This window comes from Paeniglutamicibacter quisquiliarum (assembly GCF_019084045.1).
Classification (GTDB): domain Bacteria; phylum Actinomycetota; class Actinomycetes; order Actinomycetales; family Micrococcaceae; genus Paeniglutamicibacter; species Paeniglutamicibacter quisquiliarum.
The window spans coordinates 1-23,640 of sequence record NZ_JAHRED010000004.1 but is presented as its reverse complement, the minus strand read 5'-3'; the positions used below and the strand labels follow the sequence as shown (position 1 = coordinate 23,640).

Genomic DNA, 23,640 nt, shown 5'->3' with positions numbered 1-23,640 from the left:
CGGGTGTTGCCTATCAGCAAGGGCAGTAGATACCCGCAGCCGCCCGCTGCATGACTTGAAACGCATTCTAGGTGTTGGGTTCCCATCCATGGATGGGAACCCAACACCTCGAATTTGCAAAGGCCGAGACGGCTAGCTGGTGCCGCTCGGCGGCTGCTCTGGTTGGCTGCCATCGATTCCTGGCCCACCAGCGTCAGGGGCCGCTTCCGTGCGTACCCGGCCTGCAGAAACCCGGGGATCGGCTCGGTGTGCTGTCGGAACGGCCCGCCGCAGCCGCGCAGTGAAGTTCCGCAGATTGATCAGCTGTGAATCCTGGTTCGGGGCTTCGACTTCCAGGCCGTAGAAATCGCCGATGTGGTCGACGAACGCCATTCGTCGAGCCTTTTCGTAGACTTTCACTTCACGAGAGAACGCCCGATACGTCGCCCAACAGATTAGGATCAGCACGAGGCTGAAGGGCAAGGCAATAATGATCGCTGCCGTCTTGAGTGCCTCAAGGCCACCGGAGAGCAACAGGGAAGCTGCCAAGAGGGAAGTCGCCAGCGTGAAGAAGATGCGGATCCAGTTCTTCGGCTCCACGTCCCCGCCGGTGGCAATCATCCCCATGACCAGAGCACCCGAGTCGGCAGAGGTGACGAAGAAGATGACGATCATGATGATCGCACCCACCGTCAGCACGGAGCCGGCGGGCAATTGATCGAGCATGGCGAATAGTGCGCCCTCGGTGTCAATTGAACGGTCCGGGGCGATAAGATTCCCCGTGCCCTCCAGCTGGCCATGCAGGGCGATCCCGCCCAGGACGGAGAACCAGATCATCGTGACAACTGTGGGGACCAGAATGACGCCGGCAACAAACTGGCGTACCGTGCGCCCCCGCGAAATCCGGGCAATGAAGATTCCCACGAACGGGGCCCAGGAAATCCACCAGCCCCAGTAGAACGTGGTCCACGTGCCTTGCCAGATCTCACCCTCGGTGCCGGTGAAGGCGCTGACGTTGAAGGACATCGCGAGGAAGTTCTGCAGGTAGTTGCCGACCGACTGCACGAAGTTTCTCAGCAGGAACTGCGTCGGTCCTACTATCAGCAGGAAGACCACCATCACACCGGCCAGGATCAGGTTGGTGTTCGAGAGCCACTTCATGCCCTTTCCGACTCCCGAAAGCACGGAGAAGAGCACCAATGCAGTGACCACTGCGATGATGACGAGGTCGATGAACTGTGAGGCCTGGATCAATCCGGCGCTTTGCAGGCCCGCGCTGATCTGCAGGACGCCCAACCCCAAGGAGGTTGCCACGCCGAAGATCGTTCCAACCAGGGCGACGACGTCAATGAGGTTTCCGAGTCCGCCATGGACCTTGCGGCCCAGCAGTGGCTCAAGGGTCCACCGGATCGAAATGGGTCGGCCACGTCGATGAATCGCGTAGGCCAGTGCCAAACCGATGACCACGTAGATCGACCAGGCATGGACGCCCCAGTGCAGGAATGTTTGGGCCTGGGCCTGTTGGGCGAGCTCTGCAGGAGAACCCGAAGCGCCGGGCTTGGGGGAGGCGAAGTGGCTCAGCGGCTCGGAGACGCCGTAGAAAACCAGCCCGATGCCCATGCCGGCGGCAAAGAGCAGCGAGAACCATGAACCGAGGGAAAACTCCGGCTCGTCGTCGTCCTTGCCGAGCTTGATTTCGCCAAACTTCCCAAACCCGAGCCAGAGGCTAAACACCACAAAACCTGTGGCGATCAGGACGTAGTACCAATTGAAGTAGCCAATGATCTTGGACTGGACGGAAGCGAAGACTGCCTCGGCAAGGCTTGGCATGGTCATCGCGAAGGTGGCAAAAACAATGATGATGATGGCCGCGGGCCAAAAGACCCATCGGTGAACCCTGGGGGTTGCGCTCGCCTTCGTCAGTTCAGTTGTCATTTTCCGAGCCTATTCGATAGGCGGGGGCGATTAGCAAAAAAGGTGGGTATTCCCACCTAGTTTGCAAATGATTGCCGATCCGTGAAAGCGACACCATTTACTAAAACATACAAGTTTTCGCCATTCGCGGTACAGGCCTCCACTGTTCGGTCCAGACGTCAAGCCAACGTTCGGCGGGGAAAGACAGTGTCGTTCAAGGGAGGTCGTCGACCAAGGTCCACGTGCCGGCTGCGAGGACCCAATCGGGTCGATTGGAAGGGGGTGGCCCGGCGGTCAATCCATATGTAGTTCGACAAGGCCGTACTGTGCTGCTCGGATTAGGGCCTGAACCCTGTCCCGGACGCCAAATTTTGCCATCACACGGCTCAGATGGGCCTTGACGGTGGCCTCGGAGACATGCAACTCGGCAGCAATTTCCGGATTGTTATAACCTCGAGCGAGCAGTTGCAGGACTTCCAATTCTCGTTCGGACAAGGGCATGGGGCTCTGTCGGCTAGCGCTAGTCGGTTTAATGTCGTAGCCATTTCGGACTGCGCGGATGAGGTCCTGCGATACCGACGCCGAAATGGCGGCGCTGCCGTCGTGCACCGCCCGAATTGCAGCAAGGATTTCCGTGGGTTCTGCGTCCTTGACCAAGTACCCAGCGGCCCCGGCGCGTAGGGCCGGGACCAAATATTCTTCCGAGGAGAACGCGGTTATGGCCAGCACGCCAATATCCGGGTAGTTCGTGGTGATGATTGCGGTCGCTTCAACCCCGTCCATGCGAGGCATCTGCATGTCCATGAGTATGACGTCAGGGCTGTTGCCCGCGCAGAAATCCACGGCTTCTATGCCGTTTGTCGCGTCCCCAAGCCAGTGGAACCCCGGGGCGGCTTCAAGAATTATTTTGAGGGCTTGACGCATGAGGGGTTCGTTATCAACCACGAGAACTTGGATATCAGTCACGGTTTCGAGTCTAGTGACCTTTGGCGAAATCGGCGCAGGGGCTGACCGACTTCAAAAGTTTCACTAAAAGTATCTGTTGACTTAATGAAATAGATGCAAGAATAGGCCTCATGACTCGCAAAACTCGTATTTTCGCCGCTGTTACCATGTCCGCTGCCTTGTTGCTGCCGGCCGCCATTCCTGCCCAGGCAGCCACGGCTCCCGGTTCTCTGTCCCAGGGCAGCTCAATGCCAGTTGCTTCACCTGCTGGCGCTTCAGATGCGTTCAACGACTGGCTGTGCCGATACTTCGGTGCAGCATGCCCTAGGTAGAAAGGGGGACTCAAAAGAATGAGTCCTCTCTATGGGTGAGAATGGATCGGTGAACCGATTCGTTTCTGCCCCCGACGCTACTAGTGAGCAATCTTCCTCCACATTGGGGAGGAAGATTCTCCTAGTTGCGAGCGGCGTTGTCGCGTTATTGCTAATTACGGACATTGTCAGCTTGATCAGTGAGTCCGATCCCGTAAAGTTCCATGATCGTGCAATCGAAGTCTTCGTCAATGCGGCTTTCGCTCTTGCGCTCGGACTTTTGTGGGTTCGCACGCGATATGCGGTCTTTGTTTCCATCGTGGCAATGACGCTGGCGGCTTTCACCGGCGCCTATTTGGTCGCGCTTCTTATTGTTCCTCTCTTGGTTGGAATAGTTACCCTGACGGAGACTCGTAAGTTCTCGTTCCGGTATCTATGCATCACTGGCCTGTGGCCAATCCTGATCGTCGTCGTCAGGTCCTACGACGTGGGCTTCTTGATCATCATCATTCCCTTGGTCGCCGCCGCTTACCTCGTAGCCCTTTTCGCGCGGAAGTACCAGGAACAGCGCGAAGCCGACAGGAAACGCATTGAGGAGCTGCGCCGCAAGCAGCAGGAAGCCGTCGAAGCCGAGCGCAAGGCCATTGCCAGGGACCTGCACGATATCGTCGCCCATGACATCACGGTGATTTCCATGCAGGCCAAGGCTGCCGGCTTTTCCGGGGACCCGGCGGTTGCCCAGGCCGCGCTCAAGGTCATCGGCGCCACGTCGAAAGAGGCCCTCCAGGACCTGCGCGTCATGCTCAATGTGCTGCGATCCGACGGTCCGACGACCCGTGTGGACGGCTCGCTCGTCGATCCTGCGGAGAATGCTGCCAGTAGCCTGGAAATTCTCATTGGCGTTGAAATCTTTGCCGAGAGATTGGTCGACCTTGGCCATCCAACGAAGACCATGGCCGACCCGAAGCTTGCCGGCTTGCCCCAGTCTGCCCAGGCCGCACTTTACCGGGTCCTGCAGGAATCCACGACGAACATCGTCAAGCACGCCGAACGGGATGCGTCGTGCCGCATTGAGGCCCTCGTCGTCGGTGACAGGGTGTGGCTGGAAGTCGCCAACAAGTTGCCCCGACACGTTGTGGACCAGGGGTTTGACAGTGGTGGGCACAGCTCCGGAATCGTGGGCATGTCAGACCGCATGGCGGCGTTCGGGGGGACCCTCTCTGCCAAGCGCGTCCGCGGCGACTGGGTGGTTCGCGCCGAGCTGCCGGCCGCCATCATCGACGGGGGCCAGAAGTCTCCCGAGGAAGTATCCGAACCTTCCGATCATTAGTGAGGCTACCTCACCAAGTATGGTCAAAGGTCTAATGTGGAGCGACTGCTCTCATGGATACAGTAGGTACTACATCGGCTGCATAGCCGATTGATGAGTTCTCGGAGCGTTTTGCGAGTGGCGTTTCAGGGACTCATTTCCAGCACGCCGGACGACGCCAGCCCCGCAGACCAAGCCCCCAAGTTGGTCAGCATCAGGAATCGCGTCAAATGCTTTCCCCCAAGGAGCATTTGATAATCAAGATTCCGCGGTCGCTACTACCCCAAGAGTAGCCACCATCGGCGTCGTCGGGCGTGCTGATGTTTAAGCACGAAAGGCCCCCTTGCGGGCTTTCCGGGCCATCTCCCGTGATGCGGCTCACGGGACGGCGGGGAATGTCGCCGCCGGCCGTGGTGGTTTTGCCCTAGTAGGTAACCACTGACAAGCCGCAAGGAGCACACCCCCGCATGAGCGTAGAGACCGCCTCGACCGTGTACGAACAACTGTCGATCGATGCAGAAACCGCCGACAAGCTATTCCTTGAAGCGCGAACCGCCAACACCTTCTCGGACGAGACCGTCTCCGACGAGACCCTGGACGCCATCTACGAGCTCACCAAAATGGGTCCGACGATGATGAACAACCAGCCGTTGCGCATTACCTGGATCAAGAGTGCCGAGGCCCGCGAGGCAGTCGTCGCCCAGATGATGGAAATGAACCGGCCCAAGTCCCTGGCCGCCCCCGCACTGGCCGTGTTGAGCTACGACGCCGACTGGCACGAGCAGTTCCCGGTGTTCTTCCCCCACGCATCCGAACGCAAGGCAATGTTTGACGAAGATGCGGCCATGCGCGCCGAAGTCGCCAAGAACAACGCCTGGATGCAGGCCGGCTACTTCATCATGGCCGTCCGCGCCGCCGGCCTGCACGCCGGGCCCATGGGCGGCTTCAACGCCGCCGGCGTGGACACCGTCATCAACGCGGACACCGCCAACCACGCCTTCCTGATCGTCAACGTGGGCACCCCGGGCGAGAACCCCTGGTTCGACCGTCTGCCGCGCCTCGACATCGAAACGGCAACAACCAGCATCTAGGTCGCCTCCATTTCCAAATAGCAATTCGCCGTTGGGTGGGGACGTGCATGGCACGTCCCCACCCAACGGCGTCTTAAGCGGAAAGACTAGGCCAGGATTTCCTCGGCCACCCGTGTCAGCGCACGTTCCAGGGGAGCACGCAAGACGCGCGGCACCCGAACGTGCTTGCCGATGCGGACCAGTCCCTCGGATTCCGCGGCGCGGAGCAGCGACTCGGCAGCGGGGACGGTCCTTGCAAAGAGCGGCTGCAGATGGGCTTGCTCCGGCTCAAGCTCCCCGGGGGCAGGAACCGCGAACGCGACTTCGGTGCGCGGGGGATTCGCCGATCCGGCCTTGCCCAGCAACGCGGCAGCCATTTGCGTCACGGTGTTGTCGTTCTCGGGTCCCACCGCATGGAGCAGGATGTGGGCGTAGAGCCCTTCGGCAATCAGGTCCTTCACTCCGCGGGCGCTGAACCCCGAATCGGCATGCAGCGCCTCGCTCACCACCGGGGTCGGCACCGCCTTGCCCCGCTGGTTGGTCAGCAGGCCGGCCCGCAACAACGCATTCCAGTAGGCATCCAGCTTTGGCAGCTGCGCGAGGGTGGCGACAGCGGCTTCGGCCTCCGGTTCCCAAGGCAGCCGCACGGCCTCGGCCCCGGGGTCGTGCTGGACCTTGAGGCCCACGGCCGCGGCGGCCGCGACCAGGTCCGCATCCAACAATGAGCCATCCGGCCGCACTTCGCGGCCCTCGCCAACCCAGGCCAGCAATGCCCGAGCGGTGGAAACCATGGGCAACTTGGCCCAGCGGGAATCCGCGCCGGCTTCATCAAGCTCGGGGACCACCACGGGGGACTCGCCGCCCTGGGCGGAAATCAAGTCGAAGACCGACTTGAATCCCTCCACGGAGCCGGACCAGCGGCCACTTTCGGCCAGGAATAGCACGAATTCCCGCAGCATTGAGGCGCAGGCAACGGCAACCTCGTCACCGATGGCGCGCAGGTCCCCGAACTGGATTGCCAGCGCCTCGTGGTCGAGTTCGGATGCCGCAACCTTGCCGCGCAGCCGCGAGTGGACGGTCAGCAGGGTCACGAGCCCTTCGATGCCGGCCTCCGTGTCGGCCGCGTCGTGACGCTGGTTGAAGAAGGCACGCAACTGGGCCAGATACGGACGCATCGCGGTACGCACTTGGTTCTCAAACTTGGATGCGCCCGCGCCCGAACTACGGGCGGGGTGCCCTCCGCGCGACTTGTTGCTGGCAGGCTTCGATTTCGACATATTGGTGTCGTCCCCCTTTGATGCTTGGAAATCCGTGGATGCTGTGGAAAATTCTTTCCGCCGGTGCAGGCTTACTCCGCAAAGAGCGAGCGCACGTCGTCGGCGCTGATCGCGGAGGCGAAGGCAGCATCGTCATCGAGCACCGCGGTGAAGAGCTTGGCCTTCTTGTCCTTCAGCGCCATGACCTTTTCCTCGATGGTGTTCTTGGAAACCATCCGGTAGACCATGACGTTGCGCTTCTGCCCGATGCGGTGCGCGCGGTCGACCGCCTGGTTCTCCGAGGCGGGGTTCCACCACGGGTCCATCAGGAAGCAATAGTCGGCCTGTGTGAGGTTCAGCCCGAATCCGCCGGCCTTCAGCGAAATCAGGAACACCTGGACCTTGCCGGAGGTGAAGGACTCGATGACCTTGGCGCGCTTGGTCGTCGAGCCGTCCAGGTAGGCATGCTCGATCCCCGCCGCGGTGAGCCGGTCGCTGGCCTTGGACAGGAACGAGGTGAACTGGCTGAAGACCAGCGCGTTGTGGCCCTCGGCGGTGAGGTCCTCGAGCTGCTCGAGCAAGGCGTCGAGCTTGCTGCTGGGAACCGAGGCGTACTCGTCGTCGATGAGCGAGGCGTCAAGGGCCAACTGGCGCAGCTTGGTCAGTGAGGAGAACACCGCGAAGCGGTTCTTGTCCATGTCCTCGAGCATGCCCAGCACCTTCTGGCGCTCGCGCTGCAGGTGGCGCTGGTAGATGACCCGGTGCTTGGGGTTCAGCTCCAGCTCCAGGACCTGTTCCTGCTTCTCGGGCAGGTCGGTGGCCACCAGTTCCTTGGTGCGCCGCAGCATCAGCGGGCGGATCCGGCGCCGCAGGCGCCCCAGCGCCTCGTTGTCGCCGTCCTTCTCGATGGGCTTGCGGTAGGTCTCGTCGAAGCGCTTGAGCGTGGGGAAGAGTCCGGGTGCGGCAATCGCAAACATCGACCAGAGCTCGGAGAGGTTGTTCTCCATGGGTGTGCCGGTGATGGCGAGCTTGAAGGGCGTCGGGAAGTCGCGGGCCTGCTTGGATGCCTGCGTGGCGGGGTTCTTCACGAACTGCGCCTCGTCCAGGATCAGCCCGGAGAACCTGGTGGCGGCGTACTCGTCCTGGTCGATGCGGAACAGTCCGTAGGAGGTGATGACGATGTCGACCTCGGCGGCGATCTCGTGGGCGGGGACCCCGCCGCGGCGCACCGTCTCGGTGATGTAGACGCTGCGCAGGTCCGGGGCGAAGCGCTTGGCCTCGGCCTCCCAGTTGGAGACGACGGAGGTCGGGGCCACCACGAGGAACGGCGGCATCTTGCCCGCGGCCGGATCGTGGTTGTCCTTGGCATGTTGGATCAGGGCCAGGGTCTGCAGCGTCTTGCCCAGTCCCATGTCATCGGCCAGCACCCCGCCGAGCCCGTTGTCGTAGAGGAAGGAGAGCCATTCGAAGCCCTCGCGCTGGTAGGGGCGCAGGGTGGCGTCGATGCCGGCGGGCAGCGGTGCGTGGGCAACCGTGAGGATGTTGCTCAATCCCTCGGAGGAGGCCTTCCAGGCCTCGGAGGCCTCGACATTGGTGGCTATGTCCTTGAGGTCTTCCCAGAGCGAGGCCTGGTGCTTGGAAATCCGGATGGTGCCATCGCTGGTGGAGTCCGAGAGGGCGCGGGCCTCCTCGATGAGCCGGCGCAGCTGTTCGTATTCCGGGCGGTCGAGCGCGAAGTACTTGCCGTCGGGGAGCATCAGGTATTCGTCGCCGTGGGCCAGGGCCTGGAAGAGCTCGGTGAACGGGACGTTGTTGCCGTCGATCCGCACCTCCACGCCGAGGTCGAACCAGTCGTTGGTTTCGGTGTTCCCGGCCGAGATGGTGATCAGCGGGTCGGCGGTGAGCTCCTCGTAGTCCAGCGCCTCGCCCTCGATGGCCACCTCCAGGTTTTCCATCGCTTGGAGCGCCGGCAGCGCCGCGGCGGTGAAGCGTGCGGCGTCGACGCCGGAGATAACAATGGGGCTGTCGTCGTTCCGCACCTGGTACTGGCTGCTGCCGAAGGCCGTGCCCAGGGCTCCGGGGAAATCGGCCAGGGCCGCACCGGCCTCGCGCTGGAGCGCAAATTCGGCCTTGGAGTCGCGCTCGATGCCGGAGCCCGATGCTGCGACAAGGGGGACCTTGGTGTCGCCGTAGGCAAAGCACCACCGCAGCTCGAGGCCGGGGACGCCCGCCGATTCGTCCTTGCGTTTGCGCGAAGTCTCCGGCCTGCTCAGGATGTGCTTGATGCGAAGCTGCATCTTCGGCGCCAGCGACATCGGCACCTCGACGGAGCGGTCGAGGGAGGAGAGCTCGGTGGCCTTGGCGAGCCTGGGCAGGTACTCCTGTTCGAAGCTGTCCCGGCCATTGGCCGGAATCACGACCTTCTTGTCGGTTCCGAGCAGGCCGGTGACCAGCGCCGGGATCTTGGCGCGGGTCGGTGCCAGGTGCAGGTTGAGGTGTTTCATCCCCTCGGTGGCGTCCCACCAAAAGACGCCGTGGTCGGAGACTGCGCCGATAAAGTCGGTGTTGAAGTCAGGGGGCAGGACGTCGAGGGAGGGCCGGATCCGCAACTTCCCGCCCTCGGAGGCGACGTCGGTGCGGATGGTGACGGGCTCGTGCACCTTCACCGCGGATTTTGCGGACGGGCCGCGCAACTCGATGCCCAGTCCGGGGGCCTGGGCAAGGTGGTTCCACAGCATCGAGCTGAGGAAGTCACCGGCGGACAGGTGCGTTCCGTTCCAGGCGGCAAAGGAGTTCAGCTGCAGCAGGGTGCAGAACCATTCCACCTGGTCCGCGTCGTAGGTGTAGTCGAAGGGCAGCACGGGCACGCCGCCGGCGCGGGTGTAGCGGAAGTGCTGCCATGCAAGGTTGCCGGAGACCCAGCGGCCCTTGTCGTTGAGCTGGACCGGGCGCAGTACCAGTTCGAGCTTGGAGGTATGCGGGATGTCCCCGTTCTTGATTTTCTGCAGTGCCGCGGCCTGGTACCGGTGAAGGGTCCGGGGCCGGAGCTCGAACTGGACGCCCAGGTTGCGTTCCTCGGTTTGGTCGGGTGCTGCGATGCCGTCGCCCATCAGGGAGTCCAGTGTGCGCTCCCAGGGGGCGCGGGTATCGGGTTCCTCGAAGTTCGTTTCATCCCACATATAGGCCAACAGGGCGGCGGCTGCGTGCTTGCAATTTGCGCCGACGGGGCAGGTGCAAATCCCGTGCTGGGGCATGAGGAAGCCGTGGCGGACCTGGGAGTGGACCGCGGTGCGGTAGACCATGCCGCCCGATCCCAGGACGCTGGCGCGCACAATGCTCATCGGGGCCACCCAGCTGACGTCCAGCACCCTGCCCTGGGTGGCGTAGGCAGCTCCGCGGTCAAGGCTGAGGGGGCCGACAAGCTCCCGGATCAGCGTGGTCGACGAAAGCACTGGAGCAACGGGAGGCATGGAAATAGTCTAAAGGGGGCCGACCATGCATCGGAGCCAAAACGGCCACTGTGCACCTGTCGGCTGAATGCGCAGGGCGGTGCCGGAGAGAGACCCGCCGGCCCGACCGGCGGGTGGTCGAGGAAGGTAGGGACAGGCATGCGGAAAACCTGGTTCACGGCGGACACGCACTTCGGCCATGGGCGCATCATCGAGACCTGCAGCCGGCCCTTTGCCGACAGCGCTGAAATGGACGTTGAACTCATCCGGAGGTGGAATCTTGCCGTGGCACCGGCGGACACCGTGTGGGTGCTGGGGGACTGGGCGTTGGGCGACAAGGCCCGCGGGCTTGAAATCGTCTCGGAGCTCCAAGGCACCGAGCACCTCGTTGCGGGTACCCATGACGCCTGCTGGCCCGGCAGGATCGGGGCGGAAAAGTACGTGAAGAGATTTCTTGATGCGGGCTTTGCCAGTGTCGGCGCATTCGCCCGGGTGAAGCTTCCGGCCACCGGGGAGAACGCGCAGGGGCGCAAGGTGCTGCTGAGCCACTTCCCGTACCGGGGGGTCGCACGGCGATGACCGCTATTCGCAATTCCGCCTGCCTGACGAGGGGCAATGGCTGCTGCACGGGCATGTTCACGGCGCCTTCCTGGCCTCGGGCCGGGGCATCAACGTCGGAGTCGATGTACACGGATTCGCCCCGGTCTCGGCCTTGGCCCTTGCCCAGAGGATCGATTCGATCGAGGATGTAGGCACGGCTTACCCCTGCTGACGGGTCAGAAACCCGCACTCGCCAAGGCTTGGGGCAGAAAAAACGGAATAGTTCTCAATCGGCCGCATTTAATGCAATCCATGGCGTGTAGTGGCCTGCGTCACCGATGAAAAGTGAAGTCCCGTTGCTTCGCGTGGCATTCAACGCCAAAGTTGAGATCCAGAGTTGGAAATTCTTGAACGGAGTGTGAACCATGGCCAGCGCAGCGACGCCTGAGCATGTTGTAATCGTCGGCGCCGGGTTTGTCGGGCTGTCCGCTGCCTGGTACCTGCAGGAAGAAGGCGTCAAGGTCACGGTGGTCGACCGCGGTGGCGTTGCCTCCGGCGCCTCGTGGGGAAATGCCGGATGGCTGACCCCGGCGCTGACCCTGCCGATCGCCGAGCCCTCCATCTTCTCCAGCGGGCTGAAAATGATGATGGATCCGGCCTCCCCCTTGTATATTCCGCTGAAGGCCAATGCCAACCTGCTCCGCTTCCTGATCGGGTTCACCTGGCACAGCACCCCGAAGAAGTGGCAGGAAGCCATGCGCATCTACTCGGAACTGGGCACCACCGGCCTGGATGCGTTCGACGAGATCGCCGAAGGCACCAATGCAGGACCGGGCGTTCTCGAGAAGACCAAGCCCGCCGACCCGTTCCTGACCGGATTCAAGACCCTCAAGGACCGCGAGGGCTTGCTCCACGAGTTCGACATGATCCGCAAGACCGGTGGCAACGTCGAGTTCGACCTGCTCACCGGCGACGAACTGCGCGCCATCGAGCCGACCCTTTCCGATGACGTGGCTGCCGGCGTGGCCATCAAGAACCAGCGCTTCCTGAACCCGCCGAAGTACATGGATTCGCTGGCCGAGTCAGTGATCGCGCGCGGCGGCGACATCGTCGGGTCCTTCAACGTCACCGACATTCGCGACAACGGAAGCTCCGTCACCGTCATCGGTTCCGAGGGACGCTCGATCACTGCCGACCACGTGGTCATGGCCACCGGCGCCTGGCTGAACGACCTGACCAAGAAGTTCGGCGTGAACGTCGTCGTCCAGGCCGGCCGCGGCTACTCCTTCACGGTCCAGCCCGAGGTCATGCCGACCCACCCGATCTACTTCCCGTCCCAGCGCGTGGCCTGCACCCCGCTCGGGGACCGGTTCCGCATCGCCGGGACCATGGAATTCCGCGACGCCAACCACCCGCTGGAGCCCAAGCGCATCGAGGCCATCGTGGCCGCGGCCGCCCCGGTCTACAAGGGCATCAACTGGGAAAACCGCAAGGAGGAGTGGGTCGGCGGTCGCCCCTGCACCGCCGACGGCATGCCGCTGGTCGGCGCCACCCGTTCCCCGCGCGTGCACGTCGGCGGCGGACATGGCATGTGGGGCGTGGCCCTGGGCCCGCTGACCGGAAAGCTGATCGCCGCAGGCATCCTCGGCAAGGAAAAGCCTTCCGTGGCACGCCACTTCGACCCCCTGCGCAAGGGCTTCTAGTCCCGCAAGCGGCAAAACCATCGGAACCCCGGCGGTCGGTGCGGGCTCGGCCCCGCACCGACCGTCGGGGTTCCGGCGTGAGCGGGGCAGACTGGCCAATAGGGAAGGCCTGAGGGCAAGGAGCCGAGGCCTGAATCCTGCTGAACGCGGTGGCCCCGGAACGGTCACCAGCCACATGGCGAGCGAGGCGCCCGGCACCGCAGGGGGGGGCGCCAGCTGGCCTGCCTGCGCGCCCGACGGTCGGGCAAAACACGGACACCACCGGCCAGGCGACAGACAGCGACGGCGGCGCCAATGACGCCCCGCGCGTGGACCATTTCTGGTGCAGTCAGCGATTCCCCGGGCATCGATGCCCGGGTGTCGACGGCGTCCGAATTCGGCTCAGGGGTGGCGCACGCCTTGGCCCGCAAGCACGCTCGCGTAGCCTTCGCGGTAGGTCGGGAACGTGAACTCAAAGCCGGTGGAGAGCAGGCGGGCATTGGACAACCGCCTGTCGCCGCCGCGATTCACCCGGGCGGCACCGGTCCCGGGGCGGGGTACGCCGAGGCTTTCGGCGAGGAATTCCTGGACCTCGGCCAGGCCCGCCGGCTCATGGTCGACACCCAGATATAGCTGCGCGGGCGTGGGGTCCATCGTGCACAGGTGCACGATGGCTGCGGCCGCGTCGTCGCGGTGGATCCGGTTGGTCCACACCGTTTTCTCCGGGGTGCGGGCGTTGCCGCTGCGCACCTGGGTGATCAAGTGGTTGCGGCCCGGCCCGTAGATGCCGGACAGGCGCAGGATGACGGGCGTTGCGGCGCTTGCGCGCACCAGTTCCTCGGTCTCGGCCAGGATCCGGGCGGTTGCCGTGCCGGGGGATATCGCGGTGTCCTCGTCGACCCAGCCCCCGGCGGCATCGCCGTAGACGGCGGTGGAGGAGACCAGCAGGAAGCGCCGGGGGGAAACCCCGTCGCGCGCCAGGGCGTCGAACGCGCGCCGTGCCGCATCCAGATAGGTGCGGCGGTAGGCGGCTTCGCTGCGCTCGGGCGCCGCGGGGGTGAACACGACGATGTCGGTGTCGGGGTCAATCGCCGGCAACGCGATGGCGTCATCCGACAGGTCGACCCGGCGGGTGGCAAAGTCAGTGGGCAGCACTTCGGGCCGTCGGCGCCACGCGGTGACGTGGTGACCGGCGGCCCGGAAGCGCAGGCCCGCCTCGGTGCCGAGATCCCCGGCACCGAGAACGAGGACCTTCATTTGGCGGCTGGACGCAATCCGGCCCGCGCCATGGCGTCGGCGTAGGCCGCAACCATTTCGTCGAACCACGCCTGCTGCTTTTCGGCCGAACCCAGGAAGGCACGGTCCGCGGTGGAGCGCACTTCATAGATCTTGATGCCGCGCTGGTTGATGACCTGCTGGCCGCCGGCCTTGATCCAGGCCTGGACCAGGCGCTTGGCCTCGGTCCCGTGGGCCACGATCGCCGAGGTGCGGTACGCGATGCGCATGAGCTCCTTGAGCGGTCGGATCCCGGCCTTCACCTGGTCAGGGGTCAGCTTGGTGCCGCCATCGGGCAACTCCCACGGAAAGACGTTCCACGGGATGCCAAAACGCGGCTCCAACCCGGCAGCCTCATAGACTGCAGCGAGTCGTGCCGCGGTGGGATCGTCGTTGCGCAGGGACAGGAAACCCGAAGACGATCCGGGGCCCGGCGCGATTTGGAGCGAGATAACCCGAGCCTCATCCACGTCGTGCACCGGGTCGATGAGCGGAACCCGGGAACCGGGCTGCTGGTCCTGCAGCTTGCGACATAGTGCCGTGAGTTCGGCGACGGAATCGTCCTCCACCTTGCTCAACTGTTCTTCAAAGTACTCGGATTGGCTCATTATTCACCTTTCGCCCTCCCGTTGAGCCTACGCCGATTACCAGCCGCGCGCATTCCGCCCTTCACCGGCATGCCGGGGTGGGCAATCCCGCGACCGTGTCGCATGATGGGCACATGGGATTGACGCGCCTGGACATTGACCACTTGACCCGCTGTGTTGAGCTTGCCGAGGAGGGCCTCGAGGCGGGCGACGAGCCCTTCGGGTCCATCCTGGTCGACGCCGACGGCGAGGTCCTGTACGAGGGCAGGAACCACGTTGCAGGCGGTGATTCCACCGCGCACCCCGAGCTGGCCATTGCGCAGTGGGCCCTGGGGAACTTGGAGCCGGAGCGCCGGGCCGCGGCCACGGTCTACACCTCCGGGGAGCACTGCCCGATGTGTGCCGGAGCCCACGGCTGGGCCGGGCTGGGCCGAGTGGTCTTCGCCGCCTCGGCGGCCATGCTTGATTCCTGGCACCGGGAATGGGGTGTGGCTCCCGGGCCCTTGGCCGCATTGCCCGTGAACATGGTGGTGCCCGGCCTCCAGGTAGACGGGCCGGCCGAGGAGCTGGTGCCGCGAATCCGCTACCTGCACTTCCAGGCCTTCCAGGAATCGCGGAGCCGACCCGCTCCCGCCAAAGGTGCAGGGGAAACGACACAAACGGTGGAACCCGGTGTCGGATTGTGAAACTTGGTTCCGAAACCTTAGTCTGTTGCATGGCAAATGTCGCCCGCGTCACACGCCGCCATGGCAGCTGCGACCGGGGAAATCGATGAAGACCGGAATGAGGACCACATGGGCGTGCAACCACTGGCCAACCACTCGGAACTGACGCCCCTGCGATTCCTGCAGCGTTCGGTGGAGGTGTACCCGGGCAAGGAAGCCGTCGTGCACGGGGCGCGAACCTACACGTATGCGCAATTCGGGGCGGAGGTGCAGCAATTCGCCAAGGCGCTGGCCACACGCATTGCGCCAGGGGACCGCGTCGCGGTGTTGGCACCGAACATTCCCGAGATGCTCATCGCCCACTATGCCGTCCCGTTGGCCGGGGGCGTACTCGTGGCCTTGAACACCCGGTTGTCGGCCCGCGAGCTCGGCTACATCATGGAGCACTCGGCCGCGAAACTGCTCTTTGCCGACTCGGAGCTGCTCGGCGCCGCGGCGGCGCTGCGCGCAGAGGTCCCGACCCTTGAGGCGCTCCTTGAGATCCAGGACACCGAATTCACCGGCACCCGGCCCGAGGTTGCGGTGGACGGAACGTACGCGCAGTTCATTGCCGGGGGCACCGGGGCTGAGATCGGCTACGCGGTTGCCGACGAGCGGGCGCCGATCACGCTGAACTACACCTCGGGAACCACCGGCAAGCCCAAGGGGGTGCTGTATTCGCACCGCGGCAGCTACCTGAACTCGCTGGGGGAGGCCTTCCATCAGGGCTTTGACGCCCGCACCCGCTACCTCTGGACCCTGCCGATGTTCCATTGCAACGGCTGGTGCACGCCGTGGGCGGTGACCGCCGCCGGCGGAACGCACCTGTGCCTGCGCGCGGTGCGCGAGGAATCGGTGTGGGACGCGATCGACGAATTCGGCGTCACGCACCTGTGCGGCGCCCCGACCGTTTGCTCCATCATCGCCGACTCGGCCCGTGCCCATGTTTTGGAACGCGGCCTCAGGATCACCACCGCCGGGGCCCCGCCCTCGCCGGCGATCATCCGGAAGCTGCAAAAACTCGGCATCGAGGTCGTCCACGTCTACGGCCTCACCGAGGTCTACGGGCCCTATACGATCTGCGAACAGCAGGACGCCTGGGACGAACTGGACGACGAGGAAAAATCCCAAAAGGTCGCCCGGCAGGGCGTGGGCATGGTCCAGGCCGAATCGGCGCGCATCGTGGACGCAGAGATGAACGACGTGCCCGCGGACGGGGAAACCATGGGGGAAATCTTGCTGCGCGGCAACAACGTCATGATCGGCTACTACCGGGACGAGGAAGCCACCGCCGCAGCATTCGCCGGCGGCTGGTTCCACACCGGGGACCTGGGCGTCATGCACCCCGACGGATACATCCAGCTCAAGGACCGCGCCAAGGACATCATCATTTCCGGCGGGGAGAACATCTCGACCATCGAGGTGGAGCAGGCCTTCGCCAGCCACCCGGAGGTCCTTGACGTGGCCGTGATCGGCGTGCCGCACGAAAAATGGGGCGAAACCCCGGTGGCCTACGTGATTCGGGCCAGCGGCTCGCAGATCGACGCGGCGGCGCTGCAGGCCCACGCCCGCACGCAACTGGCGGGCTTCAAGGTTCCCAAGGCGATTCACTTCCCACAGGATTTGCCGCGCACCTCCACCGGCAAGGTGCAAAAGAACGTGCTGCGGCAAAACGCCTAGCGAAGCCGCGCGTTGGCGCGTTTCCGCAGTCGGCCGTCCCGGTAAAAGTGGCACCGGGGCGGCCGGTTTTTTTAAATCCCGACTGTCACACCCGTGACATTAGCAACTCTAGCCACATAGGGTGTACCCAAGCGAGTACTTATCCACAGGGATTGATGTCTCACGGGTCAATTCCTCTGTTGAAGGAGTAACCACCATGAGCGCCCAACCACTACTTTCCCTGCGGATAGCAGCGGCGACGTTCGGTGCGTCGATGGCCGTGGGTGGCCTTGCCCCCGCAGTGACGGCAGCGCCGATACCCACCGCGGTGCCTCCGGTGCATCTCGTCGTCGCGAAGAAGCCCGTTGCCCCGCGCGCGCAAGCCACCACGACCCTTCGAACGACCGCAAACCTGAACCTGCGGCAGCACGCCGGTGCCCATTACGACTCGTTGGCCGTGCTCACGAAGGGCACCGCGGTCACGCGAACAGGGCATGCCAAGGGCGTCTGGTGGGAGGTGAAGGCCGGTTCGCGGACCGGATGGGTCAGTTCCGTTTATCTGGCGAAGACCGCCGACAAGTCTCCCGCGCCCCAGACGGTTGCGGGTTATCGAACCAGTGCGAACCTGAACCTGCGGGAAAACCCCGGCACCCACTCCAAGTCGCTGGTGGTTCTTGCGAAGGGCACTGCGGTCTCCCGGACGGGGAAGTCCAGCGGTGTTTGGTGGGAGGTGAAGGCAGGTTCGCGGACCGGGTGGGTGAGTTCCAACTATGTGACGAAGTCCAACGGCACGGCGCCCACGCCTACGGCACCTGCCCCCACGGCGGTTGCGACCCATCGAACGAGTGCGAACCTGAACCTGCGGCAGGCTCCCGGCACCCACTCCAAGTCGCTGGTGGTTCTCGCGAAGGACACCGCGGTCGCCCGGACGGGGAAATCCAGCGGTGTCTGGTGGGAGGTCAAGGCAGGATCGCGGACCGGGTGGGTGAGTTCCAACTATTTGACGAAGCCCAGCGGCACGGCGCCTACGGCCCCTGCCCCCACGGCGGTTGCGACCCATCGAACGAGTGCGAACCTGAACCTCCGGGAAAACCCCGGCACCCACTACAGGTCGCTGGTGGTCCTCCCCAAGGGCACCGCGGTCGCCCGGACGGGGAAGTCCAGCGGTGCCTGGTGGGAGGTCAAGGCCGGTTCGCGGACCGGGTGGGTGAGTTCCGACTACCTGACGAAGGTCTCCGGCCAGGCACCCGAATCCAACGCGGTCGCCGGCGCCAACCGCTGGGTGGACGGCACCCAACCGATTTATGCCGAGGCCTCGCTTTCCTCCAACCGCCTGGCGGTGCAAACCGGCGGAACCAGGGTCCGGCTGATCAAGAGCTCCGGAAACTGGTCCTACATCGAAACACCGAGCGGCCACGGCTGGATTCCCAGTTCTTCACTGGCCACCAGCGAGCCGAGCAGCAATTCCACCTCGTATCGGTGGACCGCCTACGCCGCCAACGTACGCACCGGCCCCTCAACCTCCTTCAGCACCCTGGGCATCATCCCCGCGAACCAAAAAATGGCCTTTGTGCAGACCGCCGAGGGATGGTCGCAGGTAAAGTCGTCGAAGGGAACGGGCTGGATCAAGAACACGCTGCTGACCAGCGTCGAGTACCGGGAGCCGAAGGAGCTGCAGCCCATGACCCGGTCCATGATCAGCGACGTGAGGGACCGCTTCGGGGACGACATCAGCAGCGTAGGCGGTTCGCGCGCCGGCTCCGTCGGGCACAGCTCGGGGCTGGCCGCGGACTTCATGATCAAGGATTATTCCTCGGACGCAGGCATCAAGGCCGGCGACCGGATTGCCCAGTACCTGGTGGAAAACCACGAGCGGATGGGGATCAGCTACCTGATCTGGCGGGACAAGCTGTGGCTGGCCGAGGACGGCCAGTGGGGACCGTATTCAACCAGCGGCTGGGGCAAGCACCTGGCATCCTCCCGCGGATGGAACGACACCACGCGGCACATGGACCACATCCACGCGGAGATCTCCTCTTCCCGGGCCAACAAATAACCCTGGCCCGCGGCGGGTGACCTCGAAGCGGGATCACGGAAAATACCTGTTCCATGGGACCGTGGACATTTGCCTTCCGGGTGCCGCCCGCGCCCTGTAGTGGGAGCCGGCCGATGATGCACCGACACCAATTCGCCAAGTGCCGCTCACTTCGATACGTTCGAGGGAGGAAGCCACCCCCGCCCATCATCCGCACCGTCAATCCGTCCCGCCCCAAGTGAACGACGGGCCATGACGGGGAAACGAGGGCCCGACCGGGAAGGAACCGGTGTCTCGGACATGACGGAATCCCCTGCAACACCCACCCGGCCGAGACTGCCGTGGTTTTGGATCCTCCCCATCCCGGTGGCCCTGGGACTGGGAATCGTGATTGGCATGCAAATTGCCGCACCGGGCGATGCGTCCCCGGCGGCCGCTGTTGCGCAGCAGGACCCGAGCCCGGTCCAGGCTGAACCCGCGGAGGCCCAGCAGCGGATCAACGTGGAACGGCGGGATGCAAATGACCCCACGGCGGTCGGCGAGCTCGAGGCACCGGTTGTCATGGTCGCCTATTCCGACTACCAATGCGGCTACTGCGCCAAGTGGGCATCCGAATCGTTGCCCACCCTCCTGGACAAGTACGTGGCCGGGGGACAGCTTCGCATTGAGTACCGCGACATCATGTTCTTCGGTGAGAATTCGCGCCAGAGCGCGGAGCTGGCCGTCGCGGCCGGCAAGCAGGGCAAGTACCAGGAATTCCATGACGCGATCTTCGCCGAAGGGGCCACCGCGAAGGACGCAGACTACTCCGCCAAGGGCATTGCGGCATTGGCCGGGCGCATCGGAGTCGAAGCCAAGCAATTCACGGCAGACGCGGCGCACGCCGACACCGCGGCCCTGGTGCAGAAGAACCACGACGAGGCCGGCGCCCTGGGCGTCACCGGAACCCCGACCTTCATCGTCAATGGCCGCCCGTTGATCGGCGCCCAGCCGCTGGAAGTCTTCGTGCAAACCATTGACGAAGAACTCGCCCGCTAGGCCAGGGCGGGGCAAACGATGGACGTCGGGCTCGGATACGCACTGATTGGCGGAATGCTTGGGGTCTTCAGCCCTTGCAACGCATTGCTGTTGCCCGCGTTCTTCGCCACCATCTCCACCTCCCGTGCTAGGTTGCTGGGCTTGGGCACCACTTTCCTGGCTGGCTTGCTCGCCACACTGGTACCGCTCGGACTGGGGCTGGGGTGGCTGGGCGGAACCATTGTTCTCGACCGCGGGCTGTTGCTCAACGGCGCCGGGTGGGTGCTCATTGCCCTGGGACTGCTGACAGCCGGGGGCGGCGGAATCGATTTCACCCGGCTTCTGCCGGGCAAACCCCGCCCCGCGGTCGGGTCCCTGGCCAGGACCTTCGTCCTGGGTTCGGTCTCCGGCGTGGCAGGGTTTTGTACCGGCCCGGTGCTGGGTGCGATCCTCACCCTGGCGCTAACCTCCTCGAGCCCGGCCCGGGGCGGGACGCTCTTGGGGCTCTACGGGGTGGGGATGGTCTTGCCGATCATGTTGATTGCCTTGGTGATCCGCAGGCTGGGCCACCGCTCGGTGGGTTGGATGAGGGGACGCCAGCTCACGGTCGGCAGGTTGCGCCTGCACACGACTTCCCTGTTGATGGGTGCGATTACCGTGGTCGTCGGGTGGCTGATGATCTTCACCAATGGCATGGCGGCCGTTCCGGAGCTGTTGCCCAGGAACATGATTGCGGCGGTGGAAAACGTGGGCAGGCAACTGGACGCAGCTGTTCCATCGTGGGCCTGGACCGCCTTGGTCGGCGCATTCCTGCTGGCCTGGTGGCTCCGTGCCGCAGTGCGCCGCACCGGCGGGCATGCGTCTGCAGGAACAGTGAAGAACGCCGAGGCCGGCGAGATCCCGCGCGGGAATGGCACTTTCGAAAAACAGTAGCGAGACTCCGGATCCGGGGCCTCCGCTGGTAGGCTTGGAGTCGAATCTATGTTCTACGAAAGGTGGGGGCCGTGTTTGGAATTGACTTGCCGCAGCCGCCCGCCCCGCCGCCGGAATCCCAGGGACCGGTCGGCGCGGTCGAAGCCATGGGCTTCCCGTCCCCGGCGAGAGACTACTACGGCGGCGGAATAGATTTGAACCGCCTGCTGATCAGGGACAGGACCTCGACTTTCCTCATGCGGGTCTCGGGCAATTCCATGGCATCTTCCGGGATCAGCCACGGCGACGAGGTCATCGTGGACCGGGCCGTGGCCCCGCGCGACGGTTCGGTGGTCATCGCCGTCCAGGGCGGGGAACTGGTCATCCGTCGGCTCGTCTCCCGCCGGGGCACCCCGGTCCTGTCCAGCGACGAAGAACCGGTTGAGCAAGCCGAGGCCGTCGCCGAGGAAACCACCATCTGGGGCGTCGTCACCCGCTGCCTGCACCATGTGTAAACGCGGGAACGGCATCTGCAGACAGCAATCCCCGGTGCTGCGACAAACCCGGGAACGAAAATCGCCGCACTGGATAACCCCTGCCATCGACAAGAGGACCCCTCCACATGAAGCCACAGCAGGAACGGGATGAAAACCCGGAGCTGCCCGTTGCCGTTCGGGCCAGTGCCTCCTGGAAGCGCCGGCGCCACTGGCCCAGGACCCGATACAGGAGCATCCGGTTCGATGCACGATTCGCCGATGGCCGGGAAGAACAAGACGTCAAGATCGACGCGGTGCTTCAAGGGTGGCGCTACCCCGCAGACGCATGGTGCGTACGCCACGGCGCCGAAAGGGAATGCCCTGAGGAAGGAACCGGGCAATGGGTGGACTATCCCTACGGGCGGCCGCTCTGAACCAGGGAACTTGAGGGTCCCGCTTGTGGAACCGTGCGTGCCATCGGCCGTTGTTTCGCGACTGCACCACCAAGGGACGCCATGACGGAGCGGATTGCGCTGGTGGACGTGAACAACTTCTACGTGTCCTGCGAGCGGGTCTTCGATCCGAAGCTCATCGGCAAGCCCGTTGTCGTCCTGTCCAACAACGACGGTTGCGTGGTGGCGCGCTCGCAGGAGGCCAAGGAACTGGGAATCACCACCGGTGCACCCTTCTTCCAGGTCAAGCAGTTCATCCAAAGCCACGGCATGGCCGTGCGCTCGAGCAACTACGAACTTTACGGGGACATGAGCGCCCGGGTCATGGAGGTGCTCTCGCGCTTTGGCACCTGGCAGGAGGTGTACTCCATTGACGAGTCCTTCCTCGGCGTCCAGGGAAATCCCGACCAGCTCGGGGAGCTCGCGACGCGAATTCGCACGGCCATCGGGCGAGGGGTGGGGGTTCCTGTCTGCGTGGGCGTGGCACCGACCAAGACCCTGGCGAAGTTCGCCAACCACGTGGCCAAGCACAACACGCACCTGGGAGGCGTGTGTTCCATGGATTCAATGGACCCGCGCCTGGTCGCTGACATCCAATCCCGGGTTCCGGTCACCGACCTGTGGGGTGTCGGAGCCCGCACCGGAGCACGGCTTTCGGGCATGGGCATCTCCACCATCGCCGACCTCAAGGCGGCCGACGTGACAGAGATCCGCAAGAAGTTCTCCGTAGTGCTCCAGCGAACGGTCCTGGAACTCAACGGGACCCCGTGCATTCCCCACAACGAGGAACGGGCCGACAAACAGCAAATCATGTACTCGCGGTCCTTCTCCAGCCCCGTGACCACCATCGAGGACATGGTCGAGGTCATGTCCATCTATGCCCAGCGTGGTGCGGCCAGGCTGATGTCCGACGGGCTCTGGGCCACTTTGCTCACCGTCACCGCCGGCACGAGCCGCTTCGCCGGAGGGGAAGCCTCGTTCCCCTCCGTGACGCTCAAACTTCCCTCACCGACCCAGGACCCGATCCTGCTCACCCGTCTGGCCGTCGGTGCCATGCGTGAAATCATGCAGCCCGGCGCTTCATACGTACGCGGCGGGGTGGTGCTCTCCGGGCTGCAACCGGAACCGGGACAAGCCGCCTTCACGCTCTTCGAGGAGGACATCGCGGCAAAACACGTCGGCGACGTACTGGGTGCGGTCAAGGCAAGATTCGGGAACAAGTCCATTGGCCTGGGCTCCGGGGGACTGGCGGTGGAACCGGGCTGGTCAATGAAAAGGGATTACTCCTCGCCCAAATTCACCACCGACTGGGCGGAAATCCCGGTGGTGAAGGCTTAACCCCGGTGTTCACGCACGACGGAGCAAATTTCTTCCGGGCACCCCTGCCAGCTCTTGGAAAAGTACGCCACGATTTCCAGCCCGCGCTCAAAGCGGTATTTCCGGGCGGGTCCGCCGTTCACGGCGCTCGCCGACCGGCGGATGGCCATGAAGAAGAACTCGCAAACCGACTCGTAGTTCCACAGATCCATGGCGGTGTCGACAACTTCGTCGTGGGTCATCCATTCCCGGTCTTCGACCGCGGCCTCGGCAAAATCGAGCACAATCTTCCGGTCCACGTCATGATGCTGCCCGCAGTCACACCACTCAATGCCGCGGGAGGGCATTCGCCAGACATCGGGCACCGGCTCGGTGTCAAAGGGTTCTTGCGGGGCCTGCCGGCGGGCATCGCCCGCCGGTGGCGTACCTTCGGCCGGAGTAGTCCTTGGGAGTGCGTCTGATGCCATCGGTTCCTCCTCGAAGTGTCCTGTGCCCAGCATAGGCCTGCCCGTCGACACCTTCGCGTTGGACCCAGGAAACTGCGCCAAACATCGGAAAGAACTCTTCATGAGAATGTCCCGGCCCGGACCCGGATCACTAGCCCCTAGGGCGTGTCTCCCAATGGTGATTTCTCGAGGGCGGCACTCCAGATGACCACCGCGTGGAGCGCCACCGCCGAGCGGTAGGTCAGGGCGAGCTTGTCGTAGCGGGTCGCCATCCCGCGCCACTGCTTCAGGGCGTTGAAGCTGCG

The 23,640-nt window shown here is 64.2% G+C and carries 19 protein-coding genes; 11 read left to right on the top strand and 8 right to left on the bottom strand.

From position 1 onward, the window contains the following. Nucleotides 1-132: 132 nt before the first annotated feature. The 3 genes from KRR55_RS09015 to KRR55_RS09005 form a co-directional block, all read right to left on the bottom strand. A complete protein-coding gene (locus KRR55_RS09015; RefSeq protein WP_217388761.1) occupies nucleotides 133-1,914 on the bottom strand; it encodes a BCCT family transporter in 1,782 nt (593 codons plus the stop codon). Nucleotides 1,915-2,187: 273 nt separating this feature from the next. After that, on the bottom strand, nucleotides 2,188-2,859 hold the full coding sequence (locus KRR55_RS09010) for a response regulator (protein WP_217388760.1): 672 nt from the start codon (nucleotides 2,857-2,859) through the stop codon (nucleotides 2,188-2,190). Between the two features lie 10 nt (nucleotides 2,860-2,869). Further along, a complete protein-coding gene (locus KRR55_RS09005) occupies nucleotides 2,870-3,127 on the bottom strand; it encodes a hypothetical protein (RefSeq protein WP_217388759.1) in 258 nt (85 codons plus the stop codon). 215 nt (nucleotides 3,128-3,342) lie between these two features. On the opposite strand from KRR55_RS09005, the gene KRR55_RS09000 reads away from it, so the two are divergent. Together KRR55_RS09000 and KRR55_RS08995 are read left to right on the top strand one after the other, a co-directional pair. Next, a complete protein-coding gene (locus KRR55_RS09000; protein WP_217388758.1) occupies nucleotides 3,343-4,479 on the top strand; it encodes a sensor histidine kinase in 1,137 nt (378 codons plus the stop codon). A 446-nt stretch (nucleotides 4,480-4,925) separates the two neighbouring features. Then, on the top strand, nucleotides 4,926-5,549 hold the full coding sequence (locus KRR55_RS08995) for a malonic semialdehyde reductase (RefSeq protein WP_217388757.1): 624 nt from the start codon (nucleotides 4,926-4,928) through the stop codon (nucleotides 5,547-5,549). A gap of 86 nt (nucleotides 5,550-5,635) precedes the next feature. Here KRR55_RS08995 and KRR55_RS08990 read toward each other — a convergent pair whose 3' ends face one another. Both KRR55_RS08990 and KRR55_RS08985 read right to left on the bottom strand, forming a co-directional pair. Further along, nucleotides 5,636-6,715 carry a hypothetical protein gene (locus KRR55_RS08990; protein WP_217388756.1) on the bottom strand — a complete coding sequence of 360 codons (1,080 nt, stop codon included), beginning with the start codon at nucleotides 6,713-6,715 and terminating at the stop codon, nucleotides 5,636-5,638. A 161-nt stretch (nucleotides 6,716-6,876) separates the two neighbouring features. Continuing rightward, entirely contained in the window at nucleotides 6,877-10,254 is a 3,378-nt protein-coding gene (locus KRR55_RS08985; protein WP_217388755.1) for a DEAD/DEAH box helicase, read from the bottom strand. Nucleotides 10,255-10,392: 138 nt separating this feature from the next. Here KRR55_RS08985 and KRR55_RS08980 point away from each other — a divergent pair, with 138 nt between their 5' ends. After that, entirely contained in the window at nucleotides 10,393-10,812 is a 420-nt protein-coding gene (locus KRR55_RS08980; RefSeq protein ID WP_217388754.1) for a hypothetical protein, read from the top strand. A gap of 386 nt (nucleotides 10,813-11,198) precedes the next feature. Further along, nucleotides 11,199-12,476 carry an NAD(P)/FAD-dependent oxidoreductase gene (locus KRR55_RS08975; protein WP_217388753.1) on the top strand — a complete coding sequence of 426 codons (1,278 nt, stop codon included), beginning with the start codon at nucleotides 11,199-11,201 and terminating at the stop codon, nucleotides 12,474-12,476. Between the two features lie 381 nt (nucleotides 12,477-12,857). Here KRR55_RS08975 and KRR55_RS08970 read toward each other — a convergent pair whose 3' ends face one another. Then, nucleotides 12,858-13,712, bottom strand: coding sequence for an SDR family oxidoreductase (locus KRR55_RS08970; RefSeq protein WP_217388752.1), 855 nt, complete (start codon nucleotides 13,710-13,712; stop codon nucleotides 12,858-12,860). Continuing rightward, complete coding sequence (locus tag KRR55_RS08965) at nucleotides 13,709-14,338, bottom strand: uracil-DNA glycosylase family protein (RefSeq protein ID WP_217388751.1); 630 nt, start codon at nucleotides 14,336-14,338, stop codon at nucleotides 13,709-13,711. Before KRR55_RS08965 ends, KRR55_RS08970 begins: the two co-directional genes overlap by 4 nt. Nucleotides 14,339-14,451: 113 nt before the next feature. Here KRR55_RS08965 and KRR55_RS08960 point away from each other — a divergent pair, with 113 nt between their 5' ends. The 7 genes from KRR55_RS08960 (at nucleotide 14,452) to KRR55_RS08930 (ending at nucleotide 22,910) form a co-directional block, all read left to right on the top strand. Beyond that, nucleotides 14,452-15,003: a nucleoside deaminase gene (locus tag KRR55_RS08960; protein ID WP_217388750.1), complete on the top strand. Its 552-nt coding sequence runs from the start codon at nucleotides 14,452-14,454 to the stop codon at nucleotides 15,001-15,003. Nucleotides 15,004-15,111: 108 nt separating this feature from the next. Continuing rightward, entirely contained in the window at nucleotides 15,112-16,701 is a 1,590-nt protein-coding gene (locus KRR55_RS08955; protein ID WP_217388749.1) for an AMP-binding protein, read from the top strand. A 196-nt stretch (nucleotides 16,702-16,897) separates the two neighbouring features. Continuing rightward, nucleotides 16,898-18,736 (top strand): SH3 domain-containing protein, encoded by a 1,839-nt coding sequence (locus KRR55_RS08950; RefSeq protein ID WP_217388748.1) that lies wholly within the window; start codon nucleotides 16,898-16,900, stop codon nucleotides 18,734-18,736. A 279-nt stretch (nucleotides 18,737-19,015) separates the two neighbouring features. Beyond that, nucleotides 19,016-19,753, top strand: coding sequence for a DsbA family protein (locus tag KRR55_RS08945; protein WP_217388747.1), 738 nt, complete (start codon nucleotides 19,016-19,018; stop codon nucleotides 19,751-19,753). Nucleotides 19,754-19,771: 18 nt separating this feature from the next. Further along, on the top strand, nucleotides 19,772-20,665 hold the full coding sequence (locus tag KRR55_RS08940; RefSeq protein ID WP_217388746.1) for a cytochrome c biogenesis CcdA family protein: 894 nt from the start codon (nucleotides 19,772-19,774) through the stop codon (nucleotides 20,663-20,665). Between the two features lie 146 nt (nucleotides 20,666-20,811). After that, nucleotides 20,812-21,159 carry a LexA family protein gene (locus tag KRR55_RS08935; protein WP_254456049.1) on the top strand — a complete coding sequence of 116 codons (348 nt, stop codon included), beginning with the start codon at nucleotides 20,812-20,814 and terminating at the stop codon, nucleotides 21,157-21,159. A 476-nt stretch (nucleotides 21,160-21,635) separates the two neighbouring features. Next, nucleotides 21,636-22,910 (top strand): Y-family DNA polymerase, encoded by a 1,275-nt coding sequence (locus tag KRR55_RS08930; RefSeq protein WP_217388744.1) that lies wholly within the window; start codon nucleotides 21,636-21,638, stop codon nucleotides 22,908-22,910. Here the strand turns inward: KRR55_RS08930 and KRR55_RS08925 are convergent. After that, nucleotides 22,907-23,188 (bottom strand): hypothetical protein, encoded by a 282-nt coding sequence (locus tag KRR55_RS08925; protein WP_217388743.1) that lies wholly within the window; start codon nucleotides 23,186-23,188, stop codon nucleotides 22,907-22,909. The two genes, KRR55_RS08930 and KRR55_RS08925, sit on opposite strands and share 4 nt — an antisense overlap. Nucleotides 23,189-23,640 lie beyond the last annotated feature (452 nt).

Excerpts from the sequence above, each read along its gene's own strand:
- KRR55_RS08930 (WP_217388744.1), top strand. The coding sequence starts at position 21,636 with ATGACGGAGCGGATTGCGCTGGTGGACGTGAACAACTTCTACGTGTCC.
- KRR55_RS08935 (WP_254456049.1), top strand. The coding sequence starts at position 20,812 with ATGGGCTTCCCGTCCCCGGCGAGAGACTACTACGGCGGCGGAATAGAT.
- KRR55_RS09015 (WP_217388761.1), bottom strand. The coding sequence starts at position 1,914 with ATGACAACTGAACTGACGAAGGCGAGCGCAACCCCCAGGGTTCACCGA.
- KRR55_RS08980 (WP_217388754.1), top strand. The coding sequence starts at position 10,393 with ATGCGGAAAACCTGGTTCACGGCGGACACGCACTTCGGCCATGGGCGC.
- KRR55_RS08970 (WP_217388752.1), bottom strand. The coding sequence starts at position 13,712 with ATGAAGGTCCTCGTTCTCGGTGCCGGGGATCTCGGCACCGAGGCGGGC.
- KRR55_RS08985 (WP_217388755.1), bottom strand. The coding sequence starts at position 10,254 with ATGCCTCCCGTTGCTCCAGTGCTTTCGTCGACCACGCTGATCCGGGAG.
- KRR55_RS08995 (WP_217388757.1), top strand. The coding sequence starts at position 4,926 with ATGAGCGTAGAGACCGCCTCGACCGTGTACGAACAACTGTCGATCGAT.
- KRR55_RS08965 (WP_217388751.1), bottom strand. The coding sequence starts at position 14,338 with ATGAGCCAATCCGAGTACTTTGAAGAACAGTTGAGCAAGGTGGAGGAC.
- KRR55_RS08950 (WP_217388748.1), top strand. The coding sequence starts at position 16,898 with ATGAGCGCCCAACCACTACTTTCCCTGCGGATAGCAGCGGCGACGTTC.
- KRR55_RS08975 (WP_217388753.1), top strand. The coding sequence starts at position 11,199 with ATGGCCAGCGCAGCGACGCCTGAGCATGTTGTAATCGTCGGCGCCGGG.
- KRR55_RS08945 (WP_217388747.1), top strand. The coding sequence starts at position 19,016 with ATGACGGAATCCCCTGCAACACCCACCCGGCCGAGACTGCCGTGGTTT.
- KRR55_RS08960 (WP_217388750.1), top strand. The coding sequence starts at position 14,452 with ATGGGATTGACGCGCCTGGACATTGACCACTTGACCCGCTGTGTTGAG.
- KRR55_RS08940 (WP_217388746.1), top strand. The coding sequence starts at position 19,772 with ATGGACGTCGGGCTCGGATACGCACTGATTGGCGGAATGCTTGGGGTC.
- KRR55_RS08955 (WP_217388749.1), top strand. The coding sequence starts at position 15,112 with ATGGGCGTGCAACCACTGGCCAACCACTCGGAACTGACGCCCCTGCGA.